Genomic DNA, 21281 nt, shown 5'->3' with positions numbered 1-21281 from the left:
ACTAAACATCTAACATATATAAATTATATACTATTGTTAAAATTGTTTTTTATTTATTATTATTATAATGTAGAAAATGTGGAAAACTTTATGAAATTTTGAATAATATATATTTTTATTAGAAAAAAACTGTGGAAAACATTGTGTTATTTTCCTTCAATTTTCTTACGAATTGTATTTACTAAATGTTTAAATTCTTTGTTTGTTGCAATTTGTGATTCAACTTTTTTAACACTATTCATTACTGTCGTATGGTCTTTTCCACCAAACTCAGTTCCGATTCTTGTAAAAGGATCATCTAATAATGTTCGACAAAAATACATTGCTAATTGGCGAGCTTGCATTACATTACTAACTCGTGATTTACTCACCATTGCTTTAACAGTAATATTATAATTATCAGCAACAATTTGTTTAATTTTTTTAGGGGTAATTTTCTCATTATTTTGTAAAGGAGCATTTTTAAAGGCTTTTTCAACGTCAACTAATGTAATAATTTCATCTGGTTTTTTATTCATAACTGCTAAAAATAATAAACGCTTAACTGCCCCTTCTAACTTTCGAATATCACTATTAAAATTTAAGGCAATAAATTCTAATGATTCTTCAGAAAATAATGCTAAGTTATTTTGGTATTTTAATTTTTGTTCTAATATTTTAAGAGCAGTTTCAAAATCAGGTGAATCTAAACCAATACTTAAACCATATGAAAAACGTGAAATAATTCTAGCTTCAAATCCACCAAGATCATCAGGATATTTATCGGAAGTAATAACAATTTGTTTGTTTTTTTCAATATATGAATTAAAAATATGAAAAAATAATTCATTTGTTTTATTTCGTTTCGCTAATAATTGAATGTCATCAATTAGTAAACAATCATAAATATCATATGATGTTTTAAAAGCTTCAATGATTTCATGACCCTGATTTAAGATATCCATTGCAATTTTTCCAAACTCATCAGCTTTTAAATATTTAACACGGGTATTTGTTTTATAAATTTCATTTACTTTATTTTCAATGGCATGTAGTAAATGGGTTTTTCCTAATCCAGAATCACCATAAATAAACAGTGGATTTCATTTTTTTCCCAAATCTAAAGCAACAGCCAATGCTGCTTGCATTGCTTCACGATTAGAATCACCACGAACAAAGTTTTCAAAAGTATAATTTTCATAATAGTTACTATTATTGTTTTCTTTTAAAGTATCAATATTGTTAATGACAGATGCTTGTTTATTAATATTTTTTTCTAATTCAAAAGAAATGTTATATTCGATCCCCGTTAGTTTTTTTAAAATATTTTTAATTTTATCATTTAAGCCTGCTTCAAAAACCCCAATTGCAATTTCTGATTTTGTTGTAATTAAGCAATTATTGTCAGATACAGTATATAAATTAGTATCACTAATGTAATAATTGTAAATTTCAGGTGAAACTGATTCATCACGGGATAGGATGTCTTTAACCTCACTTCATAATTCTTTTGTGTTCATTACTTCATCTCCATTAGTTTTTATCTTATTAATTATAAATAAAAGATGTGGAAAAGTCGCAAAAAATAATTCAATTTAAGAAATATTAAGGGTTTTCCACATATAATATTTTTTTATAAAACGCTTATTTTTATTGAATAATTATATCTTTTTCCACATTATTAACAATTTTTGTGATTTAAAATTTTTCTTTGTGGAAAACAATTTAAATGTAGATTTTGTTGGTTCCCTTCTAATTTTTTGTTATAATCAATATAATTTAATACTATAATATATTTTCCTATATATACTAGAAATATGGTCTGGTGTCTCTACAGTCAACCCTAAATTAATTAACTATAGTTCTTAATTTATTTTTAATTTGTTAAGACTATGTTTCTTTTATTCAATTTTGTATTAAATCTTTTGGAGGAGAAAAACATGCAAATTAAAAAATCTTATACTTTTGATGATTTATTATTAGTTCCACAAAAATCAGATATTTTACCTTATCAAATTGATTTAAGAACTAAAATAACAAAAAATATTGAATTAAATATTCCCTTTTTATCTTCAGCAATGGATACGGTTACTGAATCAAAATTGGCAATTGCAATTGCTCGTGAAGGTGGAATTGGAATTATTCATAAAAATTTATCAATTGATGAACAAGCAGCAGAAGTTGAAAAAGTAAAACGAAATGAATCAGGTTTTATTATTAATCCAATTACTTTAAAACCAACAATGACTGTTCAAGATGCTGAAAATATTATGGCACAATATCGCATTTCAGGATTGCCAATTGTTGATGAAGAAAATAAATTATTAGGGATTATTACAAATCGTGATATTCGAGCTTGCCATGATTTATCAGCACCAGTTGCTGATTTTATGACAGTAAAAAATTTAATTACAACTCATGAAAAAATTAATTTAGAGCAAGCAAAAGAAATCTTATTAAATAATCGAATCGAAAAATTACCGATTGTTAATGCTAAAAATATTTTAAAAGGATTAATCACAATTAAAGATATTAATAATCGTGATGAGTATCCTAATGCTTGTAAAGATGATCAAGGACGGTTACGAGTGGGCGCTGCTGTTGGAATTGATGAAAACACTTTGTTACGAGTTGAAAAACTTGTTGCTGCTTGTGTTGATGTGATTGTTGTTGATTCTGCTCATGGGCATAGTCAAGGAATTATTACGATGGTTAGCAAAATCAAAAAGGCTTTTCCAACCCCGGAACTTATTGCTGGAAATGTTGTGACAGGAGCGGGAGCACTAGATTTAATAGCTGCTGGTGCTGATGCAATTAAAGTAGGAGTAGGGCCAGGAAGCATTTGTACAACTAGAATTGTTGCTGGCGTTGGAGTTCCCCAAATTACAGCTATTAATGATGTTTATGAAGTTTGTGCACCAAAAGGGGTTCCCATTATTGCTGATGGCGGTATTAAATACTCTGGTGATGTTGTTAAAGCTTTAGCAGCTGGCGGTGCTGCGGTTATGATGGGGTCAGTTTTTGCGGCAACTCTGGAGGCACCTGGTGAAGAAATGATTGTTGAAGGTAAAAAATATAAAACATATATGGGAATGGGTTCTTTAGCAGCAATGAAAAAGGGTAGTGCTGATCGTTATTTTCAAGATAAGAACCGTAAATTAGTGCCCGAAGGGGTTGAAGGTCGTGTTTTATTAAAAGGAAAATTAAGTGATATTCTTTTCCAATTTATTGGTGGGTTACGAAGTGGGTTTGGTTACTGTGGTGCCAAAAATATTGCAACATTACAAAAAACAGCACAATTTGTTGAAATCTCAAATAATGGTTTAAAAGAGTCACATCCCCATGACATTGCAATTACAAAAGAACCACCAAATTACACAAAATAAGATTAATTTTTAAAACCTGATTTTTTTAAATCAGGTTTTAAAATATCTAATATTTTTAAAAAAATATTATTTTAATTGATATTTCTTTTTAATTCATATATTATTTATGTGATATCTTAATAATTTGTATTATAAGGAGGTGCTAGCAATGAAAAGAACATGACAACCAAGCAAAATTAAACATAAGCGGACACATGGCTTTCGAGCAAGAATGCAATCAGCTTCAGGCCCTAAAGTTTTAAGTAGAAGAAGAGCGAAAGGAAGAAAAGTATTATCAGCTTAATTTAGTTGGTAATATACTTTATTTTTCTATTTGTGTAAAAATGTGAAAAAAAAATTTATTGTTAAAAAGAATTATGAATTTCAAAAAATAATAAATAATCGTTCTTTTATTAAAACTAACACTTATTTTATTTATTTTAAAAAAAATGATCTTAATTATCATCGTTTTGGAATATCCGTTGGTAAAAAATTAGGAAATGCTGTTGTTAGAAATAAAGCAAAAAGACAAATTAGAACTATGCTATCATTTGATTTTTCAACTACAGAAGGTTATGATCAAATTATTATTGTTAGAAAACCATATTTTAGTAGTAGTTACTTAGTTAATAAAAAAGTTTTATTAAACCAAATCAAGATGTAAAAAGGAGGCGTAATAGTGAACTATCGTGATTATATTTTCTCAGATGGGAAAAGAACACGAAAACCTTGATATTCAATTGCCTGAAAATGAACAAAATTAATTTTGTATCTTTTTTTAATTATATCAATGTTATGAGGCTGTGGACAAATGATGGTTCCTAAGTTTGGAACAGCCCAAATTTTAGATGTTTCTGGCCAAAGAGTATATAAACCAGGAGTTTTCTTTGAAATTATTTTAGGAAAAACTAATGTCGGAAAAGAACACTTTTTTCATTTTGAAAATGGACAATTATTTGAATATCCTTATTTAGCTATTAGAACATGGGGTGATGCTTTTGTAAAAACAACGTCACCGTTTTATGGTTGTTTTGTTTTTCCAGTTGCCTGAATTTTAGTTAATTTAATTTATGGATTTGGTGGTTTAGATAATGGAGCTGGAATCATTGGAGCACTTTTCTTAACTTCGTTAATTGTTCGGTTAATTACTTTAATGTTTAGTTGAAAAGCCCAGCGTAATCAAGATAAAATGCAGTTAATGCAAATTAAACAAGCAGAAATCCAAGCAAAATATAAAGGTTCAAAGGATCCTGCTGCTAAACAAAAACAACAAATGGAAATGATGCAATTATATCGGAAGGAAGGATTTTCCCCCTTATCGACAATTGGTTCGTCATTCTTATCGATTCCATTTTTAATTGCGATGTATACCGTTGTGCGAGCAACTCGCGAGTTAAAAATGGCAACAATTGGGCAAATTTCTTTAATTGAAAAGCCCTGAGATATGATTACGAGTGGAAATTATGTATATTTAGCGTTATTATTTGTTTATTTACCAATTCAAGTTCTGTCAATGATCTTACCAACGATTTTAAACCTTCGTAAAACAAAAGTTATTACAAAAGAACAGAAAAAGGCCCGTAAGCGTCAGTTTATCATGCAAGGGGTAATGATTATTGTTTTCTTTGTAGTTACAATTTCGATTGCGTCAGGGGTTGCTATTTATTGGATTTTCTCTGCGGTAATTCAAATTTTACAGACTTTAGGGTTTCATTTCTTACGAATTAAAAAACGTGGCAAAAAAAATAAAAATAGTGAATCATTATGACAAAAAATTAAGAATTTATTTATTCGTAAACCAAAATTAACAACAATTGGTAATGCAGAAGTTGTTGAAGTAACAAAAACAAAACCAATAAAAACAAGTGAAGCTAATAAAGTTTCTTATAACCCAATAAAAACAAAACCAAAAAAATCAAAATTCTCTTTACATAGTAAGAAGAAAAATAAAGAATAATGCTTTTTGTTAAAGAATTTAAATCACAAAAAAAATTCAAAAAATTTTTAAATAGTTCATCGAAAACATATTTTTATAAAACGGAATTATTTACAAAAAACATTTTTTTTGAACGATTACATGTAACTCTTTTTGAGATTGATGATATTATTACTTTTTGTGAAGAGCGTTTAAAAATTATCATTGAAGATATCTTATTATCAAAAGATTATGAGATGTCTTTTTCATATCATAATAAACAAATTCTAATTATGTTAGATGTCAAAGATTTAACCCCTAATATTAATGTCTTTGAGTTTATTTTTATCTTAGAAAATCTATTACATACATATATTAGTCGAAAATTTCAAAATCAATTGGGCCAGAAAATGCCCGTCAAATTGTTATTAAATATAGCAATAAGAAATAATGGTTAGGTTCTGTTTTAAAGTTTGATATAATTTAGCACAGCAAAGAGGAGTTTCAAAAAAATGTTTGAAGATACAATAGTTGCCCCAGCAACGGCGATGGTAAAACAAGCAATTTCAATTATTCGTATGTCAGGGCCTGATAGTTATAAAATTATTAATAAAATCTTTTCAAAAGCAGTAGTTCCTAGTGGAAACCAGGTTTGCTATGGTTACTTAATCAATGGTAAAGAAACAATTGATCAAGTTATTTTAGTTTGTTTTGAAAAGCCAAATTCATTTACTGGTGAAGATATTATTGAAATTAATTGTCATGGGGGTGTTTTGGTTACTAATAAAATTATTAAGTTATTGTTAAAGAATGGGGCATGATTAGCTAACCGCGGGGAGTTTTCCCAACGAGCTTTTTTAAATGGGAAGCTTAATTTAGTCCAAACCGATGCAATTAACGATTTGGTTAACGCGACAAATGATACGAGTGCTAAAATAGCTTTAAATAATTTACAGAATAAAAATACACACTTAATTAGTGCTTATCGTGATGAATTGTTAGATATTATTGCCAACATTGAAGTAAATATTGATTATCCAGAGTATGATGGAGTTGGTGACTTAACAACACAAGAATTAAATCAACGGTTATTTGTTTTAGAACAAAAAATCAATGATTTAGTTAAAATTAGTAAAGTTGGGAAAATTATTAATGAGGGAATTAATGTGTTAATTCTTGGAAAACCAAATGTGGGAAAATCCTCATTACTAAATGCTTTAATGAATGAAGATAAAGCGATTGTTTCGGAGATACCAGGAACAACAAGAGATATTGTAGAAGGAAAAATTAACTTAGGACCGCTAACATTAAACATTATTGATACTGCTGGATTACGTGAAACAGTTGATAAAATTGAACAAATTGGAATTGAAAAAGCACGACAACAAGTTGAAAATGCTGATTTAGTCTTAGTTGTTGCCGATAATGTTTTGGATTTAGTTGAATTAGATGCTGACGTCAAAGCATTAATTAAAAACAAAGAGTATTTATTAGTTTTAAATAAAATTGATTTACCTAATGTTAATAAACCCAACGTAGATAAGCGTTTAGTTGGTATTTCTGCTTTAAACCGGGATATTAAAGCATTAATTGATAAGATTTTAATATTATATAACACTGAACATCTTATTAAGGATGATCAGTTAGTTTTGTCAAATATAAAACAAATTTCTTTGTTAGAGAAGGTAGCAAATTCAATAAAAAATGCATATAATAATACTACGAGTGGATTTCCGGTTGACATTATTAATGTTGACTTACATGAGGCTTGGGAAATATTGGGTGAGATTCTAGGCGAAAATTATGAAGATGATTTATTGACAACAATTTTTAGTAGATATTGCCTAGGAAAATAGGAGGAAAATATGCAAGGAATCTTTGATACACATTGTCATTTAATGTCACATGAATATGAAAACGAAGAGACTTCAGCAATTATTGCTGATGCCAAAATCAGTGGTGTTTACCGGCTTAATAATGTTGGATATGATTTAAAAACGAGTAAAGCAGCAGTTCGCCATGCAATGCAATATGATAATGTTTTTGCAACAATTGGAATTCATCCAACAGGTGTTGCTGAATATGGTGCGACAGATTTAACAAAATTAGATCAGTTATTAAATAGCGATAAAGTAATTGCTGTTGGTGAAATTGGATTGGACTATTACCATAAGAATGTTTCACCAGACTTGCAAAAACATTGATTTATCAAACAACTTGAATTAGCAAAGGAGCACAACCTTCCTGTAGCAATTCACTGTCGTGATGCTTATGAAGATTGTTATGAAATATTAAAAACACAAAAAATTAAAAATGGTTTGATGCATTGTTATAATGGAACAATTGAAATGGCAGAAAAATTTTTAGATTTAGGATTTTATCTTTCATTTGCAGGAAATATTACTTTTAAAAATGTCGACCGGTTACGTGAAGTTGCTAAAATGGTACCATTAAATAAAATTTTGGTTGAAACAGATGCGCCATATTTAACTCCTGATCCATACCGTGGGCAAAAAAATTATCCTAAATTCATTATGTATACAGTTAAAAAACTAGCAGAATTAAAAAGTATGCCAGTTGAAGAAATGATTCGTATTACGAATAAGAATGCCCGTAAATTATTTAATATTGAATAATTTTTAAATAACAAAATTGAAACAAAAAAAATATTAGATTGCTCTAATATTTTTTTTGTTTCAATTTATTTTCTTTTTTTACCTAATGATGATAATAATCCTTTTTCTTGGAAATTATACAAACCATTTTCGATATTTTTCTTAATTGTTTTTTCGAAGATTTTTGTTCCTTCAATAACACAATTTAATGGATCTGAAGCAGTTTTTGTTGGTAATTGGAAGATATCAAAGAAGTATTTATCAATATTTCTAATTAAAGCTCCTCCGCCACAAACTGTAATTCCGTTTCTCATAATGTCTCCTGCTAATTCAGGTGGTGTATTTTCTAATAGTTCAATTACTAAGTCTGTAATTTTAGAAAATGCATTTAATAAGACATTTCTGATTTCTTCTGAACTAATTTTTGCTTCTTTTGGTAATCCTGAAACAATATCACGTCCATAGATTTGCATTGATCTTTCGTTATGGTATTTAACTAATGAACCAATGAATTTTTTAACATCTTCAGCTGTTTTTTGCCCAATAGCAATGTTGTATTCTGAACGAATGTATTTACGAATATCATCGTCAAAGTGGTTTCCAGCAACTTTAATTGATCTTGAAACTACGATATCACCTGCTGAAATAATTGCTATATCAGTTGTTCCCCCACCAATATCAATGATTAAGTGTCCTTGAGGTAATTCAATATTAATTCCTGCTCCTAAAGCGGCCATTTTAGCTTCCTCTTCGATAATAACTAATTCAGCACCCATTTCTTTAGCAACATTTTTTAAAGCGTCTCTTTCAAGTTCTGTAACTCCACTTGGACATGCTAATAATACAATAGCATTTTTTCAAATGTTCATCATTTTCATTCTTGAAAAGATGTGTTTTAATAAATCTTGTGCAGCTTCCATATCTGCGATAACTCCATCTACTAATGGTGTTACCATTCTAATATCCCCGTGTGTTTTTCCAACCATATCATAGGCAGCTTTTCCTAAGGCAATTAAACTATTAGTTTTATTGTTATAAGCCATTAATGATGGTTCATTGTAGACTATACCTTGTCCTGAAACATACGCTAAAACATTAGCAGTTCCTAAGTCAAGAGAAATAAATGGTCTAGTTTCTGGTCTCACGTTTTTGTCCTCCTTAACAATTTAATAACTATTCATAGTTATATTAATAATAACTTATTAATAGCCTATTTTAGTAATTTAATTCTTTTACATGCATTGATTCTAATCTTAAGATATCAAAGATGTCTGATTCGAATTTTTTAGTTCCATTAATAACGGCTAATAATGGTTGTTCACCGATTTTTGATGGTAATTGTAATGTATCTGTAAAGTAACGGTCAATTCCTTTAATTAAGGCTCCACCCCCACAGATTGTAATTCCATTACGGAAAATGTCTCCTGCTAATTCAGGTGGTGTTTCTTCTAACACTTGTACTGTTAGGTCAATAATTCTTGACACAGGTACTTTTAATACTTCTCGGATTTCTTCTGGTGTTACTTCGATTTCTCTTGGTAATCCTGAAACTACATCACGTCCGTAAACTTTCATTCTTCTTTCATCAAGATATTTCGATAATGATCCGATTTCAATTTTAATTTGTTCAGCTGTTTTTGATCCAATTTCTAGACCATATTGTGAACGGATGAATTTTTGTACTTCATCGTTTAAATAGTTTCCAGCAACTTTAACTGATTTAGATAATACGATGTCTCCTGAGGCCATAACAGCAATATCTGTTGTTCCTCCACCCATGTCAACAACTAAGTTTCCAGCAGGTTTGTAAATATCAACACCCCCACCTAAAGCAGCCATTTTAACTTCTTCTTCAACGAAAACTTTAGATGCTCCTAAGTTCATTGCAATTTTTTTCAAGGCAGCTTTTTCTAATTCAGTAATAACTGCTGGACAAGCCAATAACATAATTGAATGTTTTAATTGTTTTGTAATACGTAGTTTTGTGAAAATATATCTTAATTGTGCTTCTGTTGCACGAATATCGGTAATAACTCCATCAACCATTGGTCTAACAATACGAATTGACTTGTTTCCTTTTCCAATCATTTTGTAAGCTTCTGCACCTACAGCAATAATTCTGTTTTCTTTAATTCTGTAAACAACAATTGAAGGCTCGTTATAAACGATTCCTGAACCCGAAACATACACTAATGTATTAGCAGTTCCTAAGTCCATAGAAACGAAAGCTGGTTTCTTTGTGCTATTATTAAATAAAGCCATGTAATTTTGTCCTCCTGTTTCTTCTTAATTTATTTTGTTAGATTAATATATTTGATTAATCAGTAAAAATGAATTGCAATTCTGTATTTGATTGTAAATAAAGAATACAATACAAAATAATTATAACATATTTTTAAACTTTTCTTTCAAAAATATTGCTTTAATTTTGTCGAAAACTCTTGATATTTATAAAATATACCTAAAATTAGGTATATTTTTAATATATAGAGGTAAATAAATGATGAAAAAAATAATTACAGAATTAATAAATAGCTTAACAGATGATCAATTTTTAGAATTTTATGAAAAAATAAAACAACAAGCAGACTTAATTAAAAAACAAAAACGTTTAAATGAAATTGATCAAAAATTTAGAGATAAAGGCATTATATGTCCTAATTGCAAATCTTTTCATTGTGTTAAAAATGGTCATAATTCCGAAGGAAAACAAAAATATTTATGTAAAAAATGTCGTGCTAGTTTTGATGCATTTCGTCATCATTTTACTTATTGAAGTCATTTAAATTATGAACAGTGAAATTTATTAATTCAAATTTCATTGTTAGGACAATCTAGTAAAATAATTTCTCGTTTTATTAAAACAACCCCAAAAACCGCTTGATATAATCGACAAAAATTAATGCAATCAAAACAATTAGAAAATACACAGTTAAAATTTAAAAAATTAAATGGTCAAATCCAAATGGATGAAACATTTATTAAAGAAATTCATAAAGGCAATTTTAAAGATAAATTTGATAAACGAAAAACTCATCTCGATCCATTTTCAACTGATACCAAATGCTGTATTCAAATGGCGGTTGATAGCAATAATAATATTTTTGTTCAATCCACCAATACCAAAAGATTACAAAAACAATGGATTATTGAAAATATGAATAAGCAACTAATTAAAGAAAAATCAATAATTATTTCTGATATGCAACCACTATATTTATTAGTAGCAAAACAAACAAATTCTACTCTATATTCCACCAAAACTAGTACAAACCCTGATACTAGTTATCAAAAGTTAAATAAGATTAGTAAATTACAATCCAGTCTTAAAGAAGCCTTAATTCATTATCATGGTTTGGGTTTCACTAATATTCAAAATTATTTAAAGCTCTGAAAATGAAAATACCAACACAAAGGTTTAACACCAAACCAACAATCAACGGTATTATATTTTAACGTTTAAAAAATTTAAAGCAAAATCATAATCTTACACAAAATTAGTTTTCAAATTGTCATATTGATGATTTTTTTTATTTCATCAAGAGTTTTCGACAAAATTAAAGAAATATTGTGATCGTTAGTTTTAGTAACGATTAGTATTCTAAAACTAATGTTTAAGGGAACAACAAAAGTAGGGGACATAATTGTTAAAATGCGAATTAAAGTATTAACTAAATTTTTAATTCGTTGTTTTGCTTCTTCGATTGGTAAAAAATATGGAATTAATTTTAGATATTTAACTTCAACAGTTTCTTTATAAAAAGTAGTATATGTTTTGTTTAATGTTTCAATATATTTTTCAATATCATTTGTTGTTTTATATAAATATTTTATTTTAATGGTTGATTGTTCACGACTATATTGATATTTAAAAATTTGACTATTTTCTAAAATCATAATTGGATTATAGATTGTCATATAGATAAAAAAAGTTTTTAAATCTGTAATGTTTATTTTCCCAGTTTCAATCGTATTAATGGTTTAATAAAATCAATTACTGTCAATTTCTTCAATATTTGTTGTATTAGGATAAGGTCAGACAATGCCACTATTATTATTTAGTAATTGATTTCATAGTTTGTCAGCATTCATATGTCCTGATGAAGTTAAAATTTGTTGAATAAATCAATATGAAAAATAAGGTTCATTAATTGTTTTGTCAGTATTAAAAACTTCGCCAAATATCGGTTGATCAGTTTTTGAAGTATAACTTCAACTTGCAAATGATTGGCGAATTCTAACATCAATTGTTTAACAACTAACAGCAGCAGTTGTTGCTGATGTTGTAATTGTTAATGTTGTTAAAAATAACAGTATTTTTTTCATTCTTACTTCACACCTTATATATTGTTATTTTATCATTTTTATAAAAATTATTGTCATAAAAAAACTTTAATTTTGTCGAAAACTCTTGATGAAATAAAAAAAATCATCAATATGACAATTTGAAAACTAATTTTGTGTAAGATTATGATTTTGCTTTAAATTTTTTAAACGTTAAAATATAATACCGTTGATTGTTGGTTTGGTGTTAAACCTTTGTGTTGGTATTTTCATTTTCAGAGCTTTAAATAATTTTGAATATTAGTGAAACCCAAACCATGATAATGAATTAAGGCTTCTTTAAGACTGGATTGTAATTTACTAATCTTATTTAACTTTTGATAACTAGTATCAGGGTTTGTACTAGTTTTGGTGGAATATAGAGTAGAATTTGTTTGTTTTGCTACTAATAAATATAGTGGTTGCATATCAGAAATAATTATTGATTTTTCTTTAATTAGTTGCTTATTCATATTTTCAATAATCCATTGTTTTTGTAATCTTTTGGTATTGGTGGATTGAACAAAAATATTATTATTGCTATCAACTGCCATTTGAATACAGCATTTGGTATCAGTTGAAAATGGATCGAGATGAGTTTTTCGTTTATCAAATTTATCTTTAAAATTGCCTTTATGAATTTCTTTAATAAATGTTTCATCCATTTGGATTTGACCATTTAATTTTTTAAATTTTAACTGTGTATTTTCTAATTGTTTTGATTGCATTAATTTTTGTCGATTATATCAAGCGGTTTTTGGGGTTGTTTTAATAAAACGAGAAATTATTTTACTAGATTGTCCTAACAATGAAATTTGAATTAATAAATTTCACTGTTCATAATTTAAATGACTTCAATAAGTAAAATGATGACGAAATGCATCAAAACTAGCACGACATTTTTTACATAAATATTTTTGTTTTCCTTCGGAATTATGACCATTTTTAACACAATGAAAAGATTTGCAATTAGGACATATAATGCCTTTATCTCTAAATTTTTGATCAATTTCATTTAAACGTTTTTGTTTTTTAATTAAGTCTGCTTGTTGTTTTATTTTTTCATAAAATTCTAAAAATTGATCATCTGTTAAGCTATTTATTAATTCTGTAATTATTTTTTTCATCATTTATTTACCTCTATATATTAAAAATATACCTAATTTTAGGTATATTTTATAAATATCAAGAGTTTTCGACAAAATTAAAGTAAAAAAAAGATAAACATTTGTTTATCTATTTTTTTTGTTTTCTTCAATTAATCCATCTCTAATTTTTTTCTCATATGCAATGCAACCATCAATAACAGATGTTTCGGCATTTTTAGCAATACGAACTGGAATTTGGAAATAATCTGATAAAAATTCTTTAATTCCTGCGATTTGTCCACATCCACCAGTAACTAAAATACCGTTAGCTACAGCATCACCAGCTAATTCAGCGGGTGTTTGTTCTAACACTTCAGTTATTAATTGTGTAATTGATGAAAAAACACTTATTAATAACTTTCTAATTTCTGAATCTAAAATTTCCGCTTCTTTTGGCATTCCTGTTACAACGTCTCTTCCAAAAATAATCATTTTTTTGTTTTCTTTTGTTTTATATAATGATCCAATTTGTTTTTTGATTTGTTCTGCTGTCACAACTCCAATTGAAATTGTATGTTTAGCGCGGATGTATTTTAAAATTTCTTCATCAATATAATTTCCGGCTGTTTTAATTGATTTGCTTTCAACAATTCCACCAGCTGAAATAATAGCGCAACTTGTTTTTCCACCACCAATGTCTAAAACAAAAGTTCCTTTTGGTGCAAAAATGTTTTCTCCGGCTCCTAGAGCAGCCATTAATGAATCTTCTTCAATTTTAACAAAATCTGCACCAATATTTTTACACATTTGGATTATTGCTCGTTTTTCTAAGTCTGTAACATTTTTTGGACATGCAATTAAAACAATAGCATTCTTTCATAAGTCAGTCACCCTTGCCTTTTTTCCTATTTGCTGAATAAATTCTTCAGCAATAGCTAAGTCTGTAACTGCTCCATTACGTAATGGTGTATAAATTTCAATTTTATTATGAGTTTTCCCAATCAACTTTTTAGCACCATCTCCTAATGCAATTAGTTTATTAGTTCCAATTTCATATGCCATTACTGATGCTTCGTTGAAAATAATACCTCTCCCTGCAACATAAGCGATCGAATTAGTTGTCCCCAAATCTATAGCGATAAATTTACGAGGTGGCTTTGGTGAGATGTTGAATGTATTTTTCAATACGTCTGATATTGCCATCTTTAAAATGTCTCCTTCCGTTTATTGCTTATTTAAAAACATAGCAATAATAAATAACATAATAATTTTCTTAAATATTAAACCCCCTAATAGTAATAAAAAATTCAATATCAAGTAATTTTATTATATATAAAATTAAGAGCAATTTGCAATTAAAAACAACAATTTAATTTTTTTTTTTTTTTGGTGTTTTGTTTTATTTTATGCTCTTGTTAGAAAAAAAGTATAATCTTAATATACTTTTAATTTTTATGCAATTTTGTATTCATTTGCTTCTAACAATTGGATTCTTTCAATTACAGCACCTAAGTTTTTTTCATATGTTTTAGCGCCATCAATTACACACATTAACGGATCATTTGCAGCTTTTACTTTTAATTGGAAAATTGATTCAAAATATTTAACAATTCCACGAATTAAAGCTCCGCCTCCACAAATTGTAATTCCATTTCTAATAACATCTCCTGCTAATTCAGGTGGTGTTTGTTCTAATACTTCAACTAATAAGTCTGTAATTCTTGAAAATGTTGCTAATAAAACGTTTTTAATTTCTTCAGGTTTAATCATTACTTCACGTGGTAATCCAGTGATAATATCACGCCCAAAGGCACGAACTGGTTTTTCATTAATTATTTTAACTAATGCTCCAATTTCTTTTTTAATTTGTTCGGCAGTTCTAATTCCAATTAAAACATTATACTCGGCACGAATGTATTTCTGAATTTCTTGATCTAAGTGTTTTCCAGCAACTTTAACTGATTTTGAAATTACAATATCACCTGCTGAAATAATTGCTATATCAGTTGTTCCTCCACCAATATCGATTACCAAGTTTCCTTGTGCTAATCCGATGTTTAAACCAGCCCCTAATGCTGCTAGTTTAACTTCTTCTTCAACTAAAACGTAACTTGCTCCCATATCTTTTGCGATTGCTTTTAAAGCACCACGTTCTAATTCTGTAACTCCACTTGGGTATGCTAATATTACTAGTGAATTTTTTCAAATTCCTGATAATTTTAATCTACTAAAAATGTGTTTTAATAAATCTTGGGCAGCATCCATATCTGAAATAACGCCATCAACTAAAGGTGTTACCATTCTAATATGTTCATGTGTTTTTCCAACCATTTTGTATGCTTCGTTCCCTAAGGCAATTAATGAGTTACTTAAGGTGTCATATGCCATTATTGAAGGTTCGTTATAAACAATCCCTTGTCCCGAAACATATGCTACTGTATTAGCTGTACCTAGGTCTAGAGCTAAAAATGAGTAATCTTTTCCAAATTTATAATTAGCCATATTTCTTTTTGCCTCCTACTCCTATATTTAAAATTTATCATTATTTTAATATAACAGTCTAGTATAATTATACTATAAAATTATGATAAATTAAACCAAAAAGATTTTTATGGGGGAAAAGGCGACAGTGGGAACATTCATTATTGTAGAAGGCAAAACAGATGCGGCAAAATTGGAAAGCATTTTTCCTGATCTTGAAATAATTGAAACTGGGGGGAGTGGAATTACAACAGAAAAGTTAGCATTAATTAAAAAAATTAGTTTACATAATAAAATAATAATTTTTACCGACCCTGATCATCCTGGTCAAAAATTGCGACAAATCATTAGTGATTATTTAGACAATAATTGTATTCATGCTTTTATTGATAAAGTTGATGCAATTAGAGGAAAAAAGGTGGGGGTTGCAGAAGCTTCTATCTCCGCAATTAAAAATAGTATTATCAATCTTATTACCTTTAGTAACAAGACTGGTGATAGTTTATTATGAAGTGATTATATTAATCTTGTTGATTCAAAATTAAAACGTCAAAAAATTATTAATTATTATAATTTAGCTCTCACAAATAATAAAACAACATTTAAATATTTAAACTATATGAATATAACAAAAGATGATTTAATTAAAACTTTAGAGGAGAAATAATAATATGAAAAAACAAAATCAGGAAATGTGGGCAGAAGGAATTATTGCCAAAAAAAGTAAAGGCCAAAATTTTTTAACAAATTCTTATTTTATCAATAAAATTGTTAATAGTGCATTTGAATTTCCAAAAACCAATATTTTAGAAATTGGTCCGGGGATGGGAGCTTTAACCAATGAAATTTTATTAAAAGCAAATAAATTTGTTTGTGTTGAAATTGATCCTGATTTAGTAAAATATTTAACAGTAAAATTTCAAAATCAAAATTTTAAAATTATTGAAGCAGATATTTTAACACTTGATTTAGAAACATTGTTTGCAACTGAATTTCCAGATAATAATCCAATTAATATTATTTCAAATATTCCTTATTATATTACTTCTCCAATTATTTTTAAATTATTAAAAATAAAGAATCCAAAAGTAAAAGAAGTTGTTTTAATGATGCAAAAAGAAGTTGGTGATCGAATTATGGCTCAACCAAATTCAAAGGCGTATAATAATCTTTCGATTGTTTGTCAACTTTATAGTGATATTGAAAAAGTTTGTTTAGTTGGACGCAATAATTTTGTTCCTGTTCCTAAAGTCGATAGTGTTGTTCTAAAATTTAAACTAAATCGAAAATATCCTGATTTAAAAAATGAAGAAGATTTTATTGTATTTATTCGAGCAATGTTTGCGACAAAGCGAAAAACAATCTTAAATAATCTAGCAACTATTTTATATGATAAAACATTGGCACAAAATATTTTATTAAAATTAAATTATTCTTTAACTTTACGATCAGAAAGATTAACCGTAAATGATTTTTATTTATTATATAATGAAGTTAAACAAAATGAGAAAGAAGGTCAATAATGCAAATTAAATCATATGGTAAATTTAATTTAACATTAAAAGTTTTTCGTAGAAATCGATGAAAAAAAATGCATCGAATTCAAAGTATTATTTTTCCTTATAAATTAGAATATGATATGGTTGAGGTTTTGCCTTATCAAGGCGTACAAACAATTTTTACTTGTAATAAAAAAGAACTTGATTGAAATAATAATACTGTTTTAGATGCTTATCATAAGTTCTTGATAGTATTTCCTAAATTTAAAACAATTCCGTTACATATTAATTTAATTAAAAACACAACAATTGGTTCTGGTTTAGGTTATTCGGCTAGTAATGCTGTTGCTGTTATTAAACTAATTTGTAATTTTTTTAAGATTAATTATTATTCAAAAAAAGTTAAAAAGTTAATTAAAAGTCTTAGTTCAGATGCTTTATTTTTTTACTTAGAAAAACCAGCAATTATTTCTGGCTGTGGTAATAAAATTACATATTTAACATCTAAACAAATTAAAAAATATGAAATTCCTAATCTTAAAGTTATTGATTCAAAAATTTCATCAATTACAAAAGATGTTTATCAAGAGTTTGATTATAATTATAACTATTATAAAACAAAGAAAAATACTAATACCTACTATAATATTCTGCAACAACCTGCTTTTAAAATTAATTCAAAGTTAAAAAAATTTTATATGACTTTAAAAAAAGAACACCAAAATGTTATGCTATCAGGTAGTGGGGGTGCTTTTTTAGTATGATAAATTAATTTTAAAGTATATTTTAAAATTAATTTAGGCTATAATTTAACATAAATGAGGAGATTATAAAATGAATAAAGTATTGTTAATTGACGGGAATGCGTTACTTTTTAGAGCATTTTATGCTACAGCTTATAATGTTAAAATGTTAAAAAGTTTAGATGGAACTCCAACTAATGCTGTTTATGCTTTTGCTAATACGTTAAATAAAATTTTAAAATCAAATAATTATTATAGCGTTGTTGTTGCTTTTGATAAAGGAAAAAAGAATTTTCGTCATGATTTGTTAACTGATTATAAGGATGGACGCAGTAAGACACCAGAAGAACTAATCGTACAATTTCCAATTGTAAAAGAATTTTTAGATAGTTATCAAATCCCATATTTAGAACAAGAGGGGTATGAGGCGGATGATCTATTAGGATGTTTGGCGCAACAAGCAGAAAAAGAGAACTTTTATGTTGATATTTTTTCAAGTGATAAAGATTTGTATCAATTAATAAGTGATAAAACAAATATTTTGGTCCCGCGTCAAGGTGATACAGCCTATGTTATTGATAAGACGGCTTTAGCAGAAAAATGAGGGGTTGAACCATTACAAGTTCCTGATTTAAAAGGATTAATGGGCGATCCTTCTGATAACTTGAAAGGAGTTACTGGTGTTGGTGAAAAAACAGCAATAAAATTGATTCAAGAATATCATTCAATTGAAAACTTATATGATAATCTTGATCAAATCAAAGGGGCATTACAGCAAAAATTATTAAATAGTAAAGGGGATGCATTATTGTGTAAAAAAGTTGCCACAATTTTTTGTGATATTAATTTAAAGCAATTTGCGTTTACGCCATTTCAACCGAACTATGATGTTTTAATGCAATTTTATTTAAAATATAATATGAATTCTTTTATTACAAAATTATTTAATAACAAAGATGATTTACAAAATTCAGAGTTAAAAGTTGAAATTATTGAGGAATGAAAAGAAGAATATAATGAAGACAACACTACTGTTTATTTAGAACTATTTGATGAAAATTATCACATTTCAGAAATTATTGGTTTTGGGATCGTTAATTCCAAAGGAATTTTTTATTTTGATTATATTCATGCTAAATATGATAAATTATGACATCAGTTTTTATACAACCAAAATTATCAAAAGATAACTTATCATGCCAAAAGTTTAATTTTAGCTTTAGCGCGTGATAATATTACTGTGCAAAATATTAGTTATGATATGATGTTGGCGGGATATGTTTATAATTCTAACGCAAAAAATACCCTTGATACGTATATTAATTTATTTGAAAAAAAACAAATTTTAACCGATGATTTATTTTATGGGAAAGGGGTTAAAAAACAAATTCCAATTGATATTGTTAAATTAAGTCAGTTTATTGGACAAAAAGCATTTTATATTAATAAGTTGCAGCCAAAGATTATTGAATTATTAAAGGCTAATCAACAATATGATTTATATTACAATATTGAGCTACCAACGGCTTTTGCACTAGCACGAATGGAAATTAATGGTGTAAAGGTTGACCAACATGAGTTAACAACTCAAACATTACGAATTGAAAAAATTGTGCAAGAATTAAATAATGAAATTAATGCCATTGCTCAAAAAGAGATTAATCCCAATTCACCAAAACAAGTATCAGAATTATTATATTGTGATTTTTCTTTACCTGATCGAAAAAAAGGTTCAACAGCCCAAGAAGTTTTAGAGGAAATAAAGGATACTCATCAAATTATTCCTAAGATTTTAGATTATCGTAAGTATCAAAAATTATATTCAACGTATCTAAAGGGAATGGAAAAGTATATTTTTAATGATGGCAAAGTCCATACTATTTATAAACAAACGTTAACAAATACCGGACGGCTTTCATCGGTTGAACCAAATATGCAAAATATTAGTATTCGTGATGAAGTTCAAAAAGAAGTTCGAAAAATTTTTGTTGTTTCAACAACAGATAATATTTTATTATCATGTGACTATTCACAAATTGAATTAAGAATTCTAGCTCATATGTCAAAAGATTCCGATTTAATTAGGGCATTTAATAATAATGAAGATATTCATACTAATACGGCAATGAAAATTTTTAATTTATCAAAAGTAGAAATCACGCCTAATATTCGCCGCAGCGCTAAAGCTGTTAACTTTGGAATTATTTATGGAATTAGTGATTTTGGATTGGCAACTGATTTAAATATTCCTGTTTATAAAGCAAAAGAAATTATTAATAATTATTATCAGCAATTTCCCACAATTAAAGCTTTTATTGATAGTCAAGTTGAATTTTGCAAACAAAATGGTTATGTTATAACTATTTTTAATCGAAAACGATATGTTCCTGAAATCAATGATCTTAACTATATTCAGCGAGAATTTGGGAAACGAATTGCTATGAATATGCCAATTCAAGGTAGTGCGGCCGATATCATTAAAATTGCTTTAAAAAATATTGATCAAGAATTTCTAAAATTAAATTTAAAAGCAAAAATAATTGCTCAAATTCATGATGAACTAATTTTTGAAATTCCACAAAATGAATTAGCGCAAGTTAAATCAATTGTTAAAACTTTAATGGAAGATTCAACAGCGTTAGATGTTAAACTATTAGTTGATATGAAAGCAGGTTTAAGTTGATATAATTTAAAATAAAATTAAATTATATCAGCATTTTTTATGCCGTAATTTTTATGATTTTTATTTTGACCATAATTTGTTGTAATTTGACACGGTAAGATTCCTAAGTATTCCATTCCCATTTTAATCATTGCTTGTTCTGAATTGGTGTTTTCAATATCACATTCAGCAAAAATTCATTTTAACTTCATTTTTTCAAAAGCTAGGGTAATAACTGCTTTCCCTGCTTCAAAAATATAATTGTTTCCTCAATATTTTTTATTAACAATATAGCCCATTTTTGCATTTGGCATCATTGAATCTAACCGTAAATCAATAATTCCAATCATTTGGTGGGTGTCTTTTAACTCTAAAGCCCATTTTCCTAGTGGTTGGCTCAAAAAGAGTTGTGCAATTATTTTTCTTGTTTCCATAATATTCTGGTGGGGAGCTCATTCTAGAAACTTTATGTTCTCAATATTTTTGCTATATTCAAAGATGCTACTGGCATCTGCGGGGGTAATTGGACGCAGAATTAAACGTTCAGTTTCAATGATTTTGTTTTGTTCTAAAATTAAATAATATTGTTGCATAATAAGCGACTCCTTTTT

General features: G+C 27.6%; 20 protein-coding genes and 1 riboswitch. Of the genes, 12 read left to right on the top strand and 8 right to left on the bottom strand.

What is annotated here, in order from left to right; all coding sequences use genetic code 4:
* Nucleotides 1-146: 146 nt before the first annotated feature.
* Nucleotides 147-1499, bottom strand: coding sequence for a chromosomal replication initiator protein DnaA (gene dnaA / locus ACOBME_RS05630; protein WP_338964680.1), 1353 nt, complete (start codon nt 1497-1499; stop codon nt 147-149).
* A gap of 260 nt (nt 1500-1759) precedes the next feature.
* Nucleotides 1760-1858, top strand: a riboswitch (purine riboswitch).
* Nucleotides 1859-1919: 61 nt separating this feature from the next.
* Between dnaA and guaB the strand changes: the two genes are divergently transcribed.
* The 7 genes from guaB (at nt 1920) to ACOBME_RS05595 (ending at nt 7895) form a co-directional block, all read left to right on the top strand.
* Nucleotides 1920-3365, top strand: coding sequence for an IMP dehydrogenase (guaB, locus tag ACOBME_RS05625; protein ID WP_338964677.1), 1446 nt, complete (start codon nt 1920-1922; stop codon nt 3363-3365).
* Between the two features lie 148 nt (nt 3366-3513).
* Complete coding sequence (rpmH, locus tag ACOBME_RS05620) at nt 3514-3648, top strand: 50S ribosomal protein L34 (RefSeq protein ID WP_338964675.1); 135 nt, start codon at nt 3514-3516, stop codon at nt 3646-3648.
* 42 nt (nt 3649-3690) lie between these two features.
* Complete coding sequence (gene rnpA / locus ACOBME_RS05615; protein WP_338964673.1) at nt 3691-4008, top strand: ribonuclease P protein component; 318 nt, start codon at nt 3691-3693, stop codon at nt 4006-4008.
* Nucleotides 4009-4023: 15 nt separating this feature from the next.
* A complete protein-coding gene (yidC, locus tag ACOBME_RS05610) occupies nt 4024-5301 on the top strand; it encodes a membrane protein insertase YidC (protein WP_338964670.1) in 1278 nt (425 codons plus the stop codon).
* Nucleotides 5301-5717, top strand: coding sequence for a hypothetical protein (locus ACOBME_RS05605; RefSeq protein ID WP_419334580.1), 417 nt, complete (start codon nt 5301-5303; stop codon nt 5715-5717). The genes yidC and ACOBME_RS05605 overlap by 1 nt, the downstream gene beginning before the upstream one ends.
* A 54-nt stretch (nt 5718-5771) precedes the next feature.
* Nucleotides 5772-7115, top strand: a complete 1344-nt coding sequence (gene mnmE / locus ACOBME_RS05600; protein WP_338964667.1) for a tRNA uridine-5-carboxymethylaminomethyl(34) synthesis GTPase MnmE — start codon at nt 5772-5774, stop codon at nt 7113-7115.
* Nucleotides 7116-7124: 9 nt separating this feature from the next.
* The gene (locus ACOBME_RS05595; RefSeq protein WP_338964665.1) at nt 7125-7895 is read left to right on the top strand and encodes a TatD family hydrolase; all 771 of its coding nucleotides are present in this window, start codon (nt 7125-7127) and stop codon (nt 7893-7895) included.
* 65 nt (nt 7896-7960) lie between these two features.
* Here ACOBME_RS05595 and mreB (ACOBME_RS05590) read toward each other — a convergent pair whose 3' ends face one another.
* Both mreB (ACOBME_RS05590) and mreB (ACOBME_RS05585) read right to left on the bottom strand, forming a co-directional pair.
* Entirely contained in the window at nt 7961-9019 is a 1059-nt protein-coding gene (gene mreB, locus ACOBME_RS05590; protein WP_338964663.1) for a rod shape-determining protein, read from the bottom strand.
* A gap of 70 nt (nt 9020-9089) precedes the next feature.
* Nucleotides 9090-10136 carry a rod shape-determining protein gene (mreB, locus tag ACOBME_RS05585; RefSeq protein WP_338964661.1) on the bottom strand — a complete coding sequence of 349 codons (1047 nt, stop codon included), beginning with the start codon at nt 10134-10136 and terminating at the stop codon, nt 9090-9092.
* Nucleotides 10137-10374: 238 nt separating this feature from the next.
* Here mreB (ACOBME_RS05585) and ACOBME_RS05580 point away from each other — a divergent pair, with 238 nt between their 5' ends.
* The gene (locus ACOBME_RS05580; RefSeq protein WP_338963247.1) at nt 10375-11337 is read left to right on the top strand and encodes an IS1/IS1595 family N-terminal zinc-binding domain-containing protein; all 963 of its coding nucleotides are present in this window, start codon (nt 10375-10377) and stop codon (nt 11335-11337) included.
* A gap of 5 nt (nt 11338-11342) precedes the next feature.
* Here the strand turns inward: ACOBME_RS05580 and ACOBME_RS05575 are convergent, their stop codons facing one another.
* From ACOBME_RS05575 to mreB (ACOBME_RS05560), 4 genes are all read right to left on the bottom strand, one after another.
* The gene (locus ACOBME_RS05575; protein WP_419334574.1) at nt 11343-11792 is read right to left on the bottom strand and encodes a type 1 periplasmic-binding domain-containing protein; all 450 of its coding nucleotides are present in this window, start codon (nt 11790-11792) and stop codon (nt 11343-11345) included.
* Nucleotides 11793-12364: 572 nt separating this feature from the next.
* The gene (locus ACOBME_RS05570; protein ID WP_338963247.1) at nt 12365-13327 is read right to left on the bottom strand and encodes an IS1/IS1595 family N-terminal zinc-binding domain-containing protein; all 963 of its coding nucleotides are present in this window, start codon (nt 13325-13327) and stop codon (nt 12365-12367) included.
* A 102-nt stretch (nt 13328-13429) separates the two neighbouring features.
* Nucleotides 13430-14488 (bottom strand): rod shape-determining protein, encoded by a 1059-nt coding sequence (mreB, locus tag ACOBME_RS05565; protein ID WP_338964659.1) that lies wholly within the window; start codon nt 14486-14488, stop codon nt 13430-13432.
* 249 nt (nt 14489-14737) lie between these two features.
* Entirely contained in the window at nt 14738-15787 is a 1050-nt protein-coding gene (mreB, locus tag ACOBME_RS05560) for a rod shape-determining protein (RefSeq protein WP_338964657.1), read from the bottom strand.
* A gap of 127 nt (nt 15788-15914) precedes the next feature.
* Between mreB (ACOBME_RS05560) and rnmV the strand changes: the two genes are divergently transcribed.
* The 4 genes from rnmV to polA all read left to right on the top strand — a co-directional run bounded on the left by rnmV (nt 15915) and on the right by polA (nt 20706).
* Complete coding sequence (gene rnmV, locus ACOBME_RS05555) at nt 15915-16433, top strand: ribonuclease M5 (RefSeq protein ID WP_419334571.1); 519 nt, start codon at nt 15915-15917, stop codon at nt 16431-16433.
* Between the two features lie 4 nt (nt 16434-16437).
* Complete coding sequence (rsmA, locus tag ACOBME_RS05550; RefSeq protein ID WP_338964653.1) at nt 16438-17289, top strand: 16S rRNA (adenine(1518)-N(6)/adenine(1519)-N(6))-dimethyltransferase RsmA; 852 nt, start codon at nt 16438-16440, stop codon at nt 17287-17289.
* Nucleotides 17289-18032: a GHMP family kinase ATP-binding protein gene (locus tag ACOBME_RS05545; protein WP_419334569.1), complete on the top strand. Its 744-nt coding sequence runs from the start codon at nt 17289-17291 to the stop codon at nt 18030-18032. Before rsmA ends, ACOBME_RS05545 begins: the two co-directional genes overlap by 1 nt.
* Before the next feature lie 67 nt (nt 18033-18099).
* Complete coding sequence (polA, locus tag ACOBME_RS05540; RefSeq protein WP_419334566.1) at nt 18100-20706, top strand: DNA polymerase I; 2607 nt, start codon at nt 18100-18102, stop codon at nt 20704-20706.
* Between the two features lie 2 nt (nt 20707-20708).
* Here the strand turns inward: polA and ACOBME_RS05535 are convergent, their stop codons facing one another.
* Nucleotides 20709-21263, bottom strand: a complete 555-nt coding sequence (locus ACOBME_RS05535) for a GNAT family N-acetyltransferase (RefSeq protein WP_419334565.1) — start codon at nt 21261-21263, stop codon at nt 20709-20711.
* Between the last annotated feature and the right edge of the window lie 18 nt (nt 21264-21281).

Origin of the sequence: Spiroplasma endosymbiont of Sarcophaga variegata (assembly GCF_965178695.1) — a bacterium.
Classification (GTDB): Bacteria; Bacillota_I; Bacilli_A; order Mycoplasmatales; family Mycoplasmataceae; genus Spiroplasma; species Spiroplasma poulsonii.
This window is presented reverse-complemented; position numbering and strand designations above follow the sequence as displayed.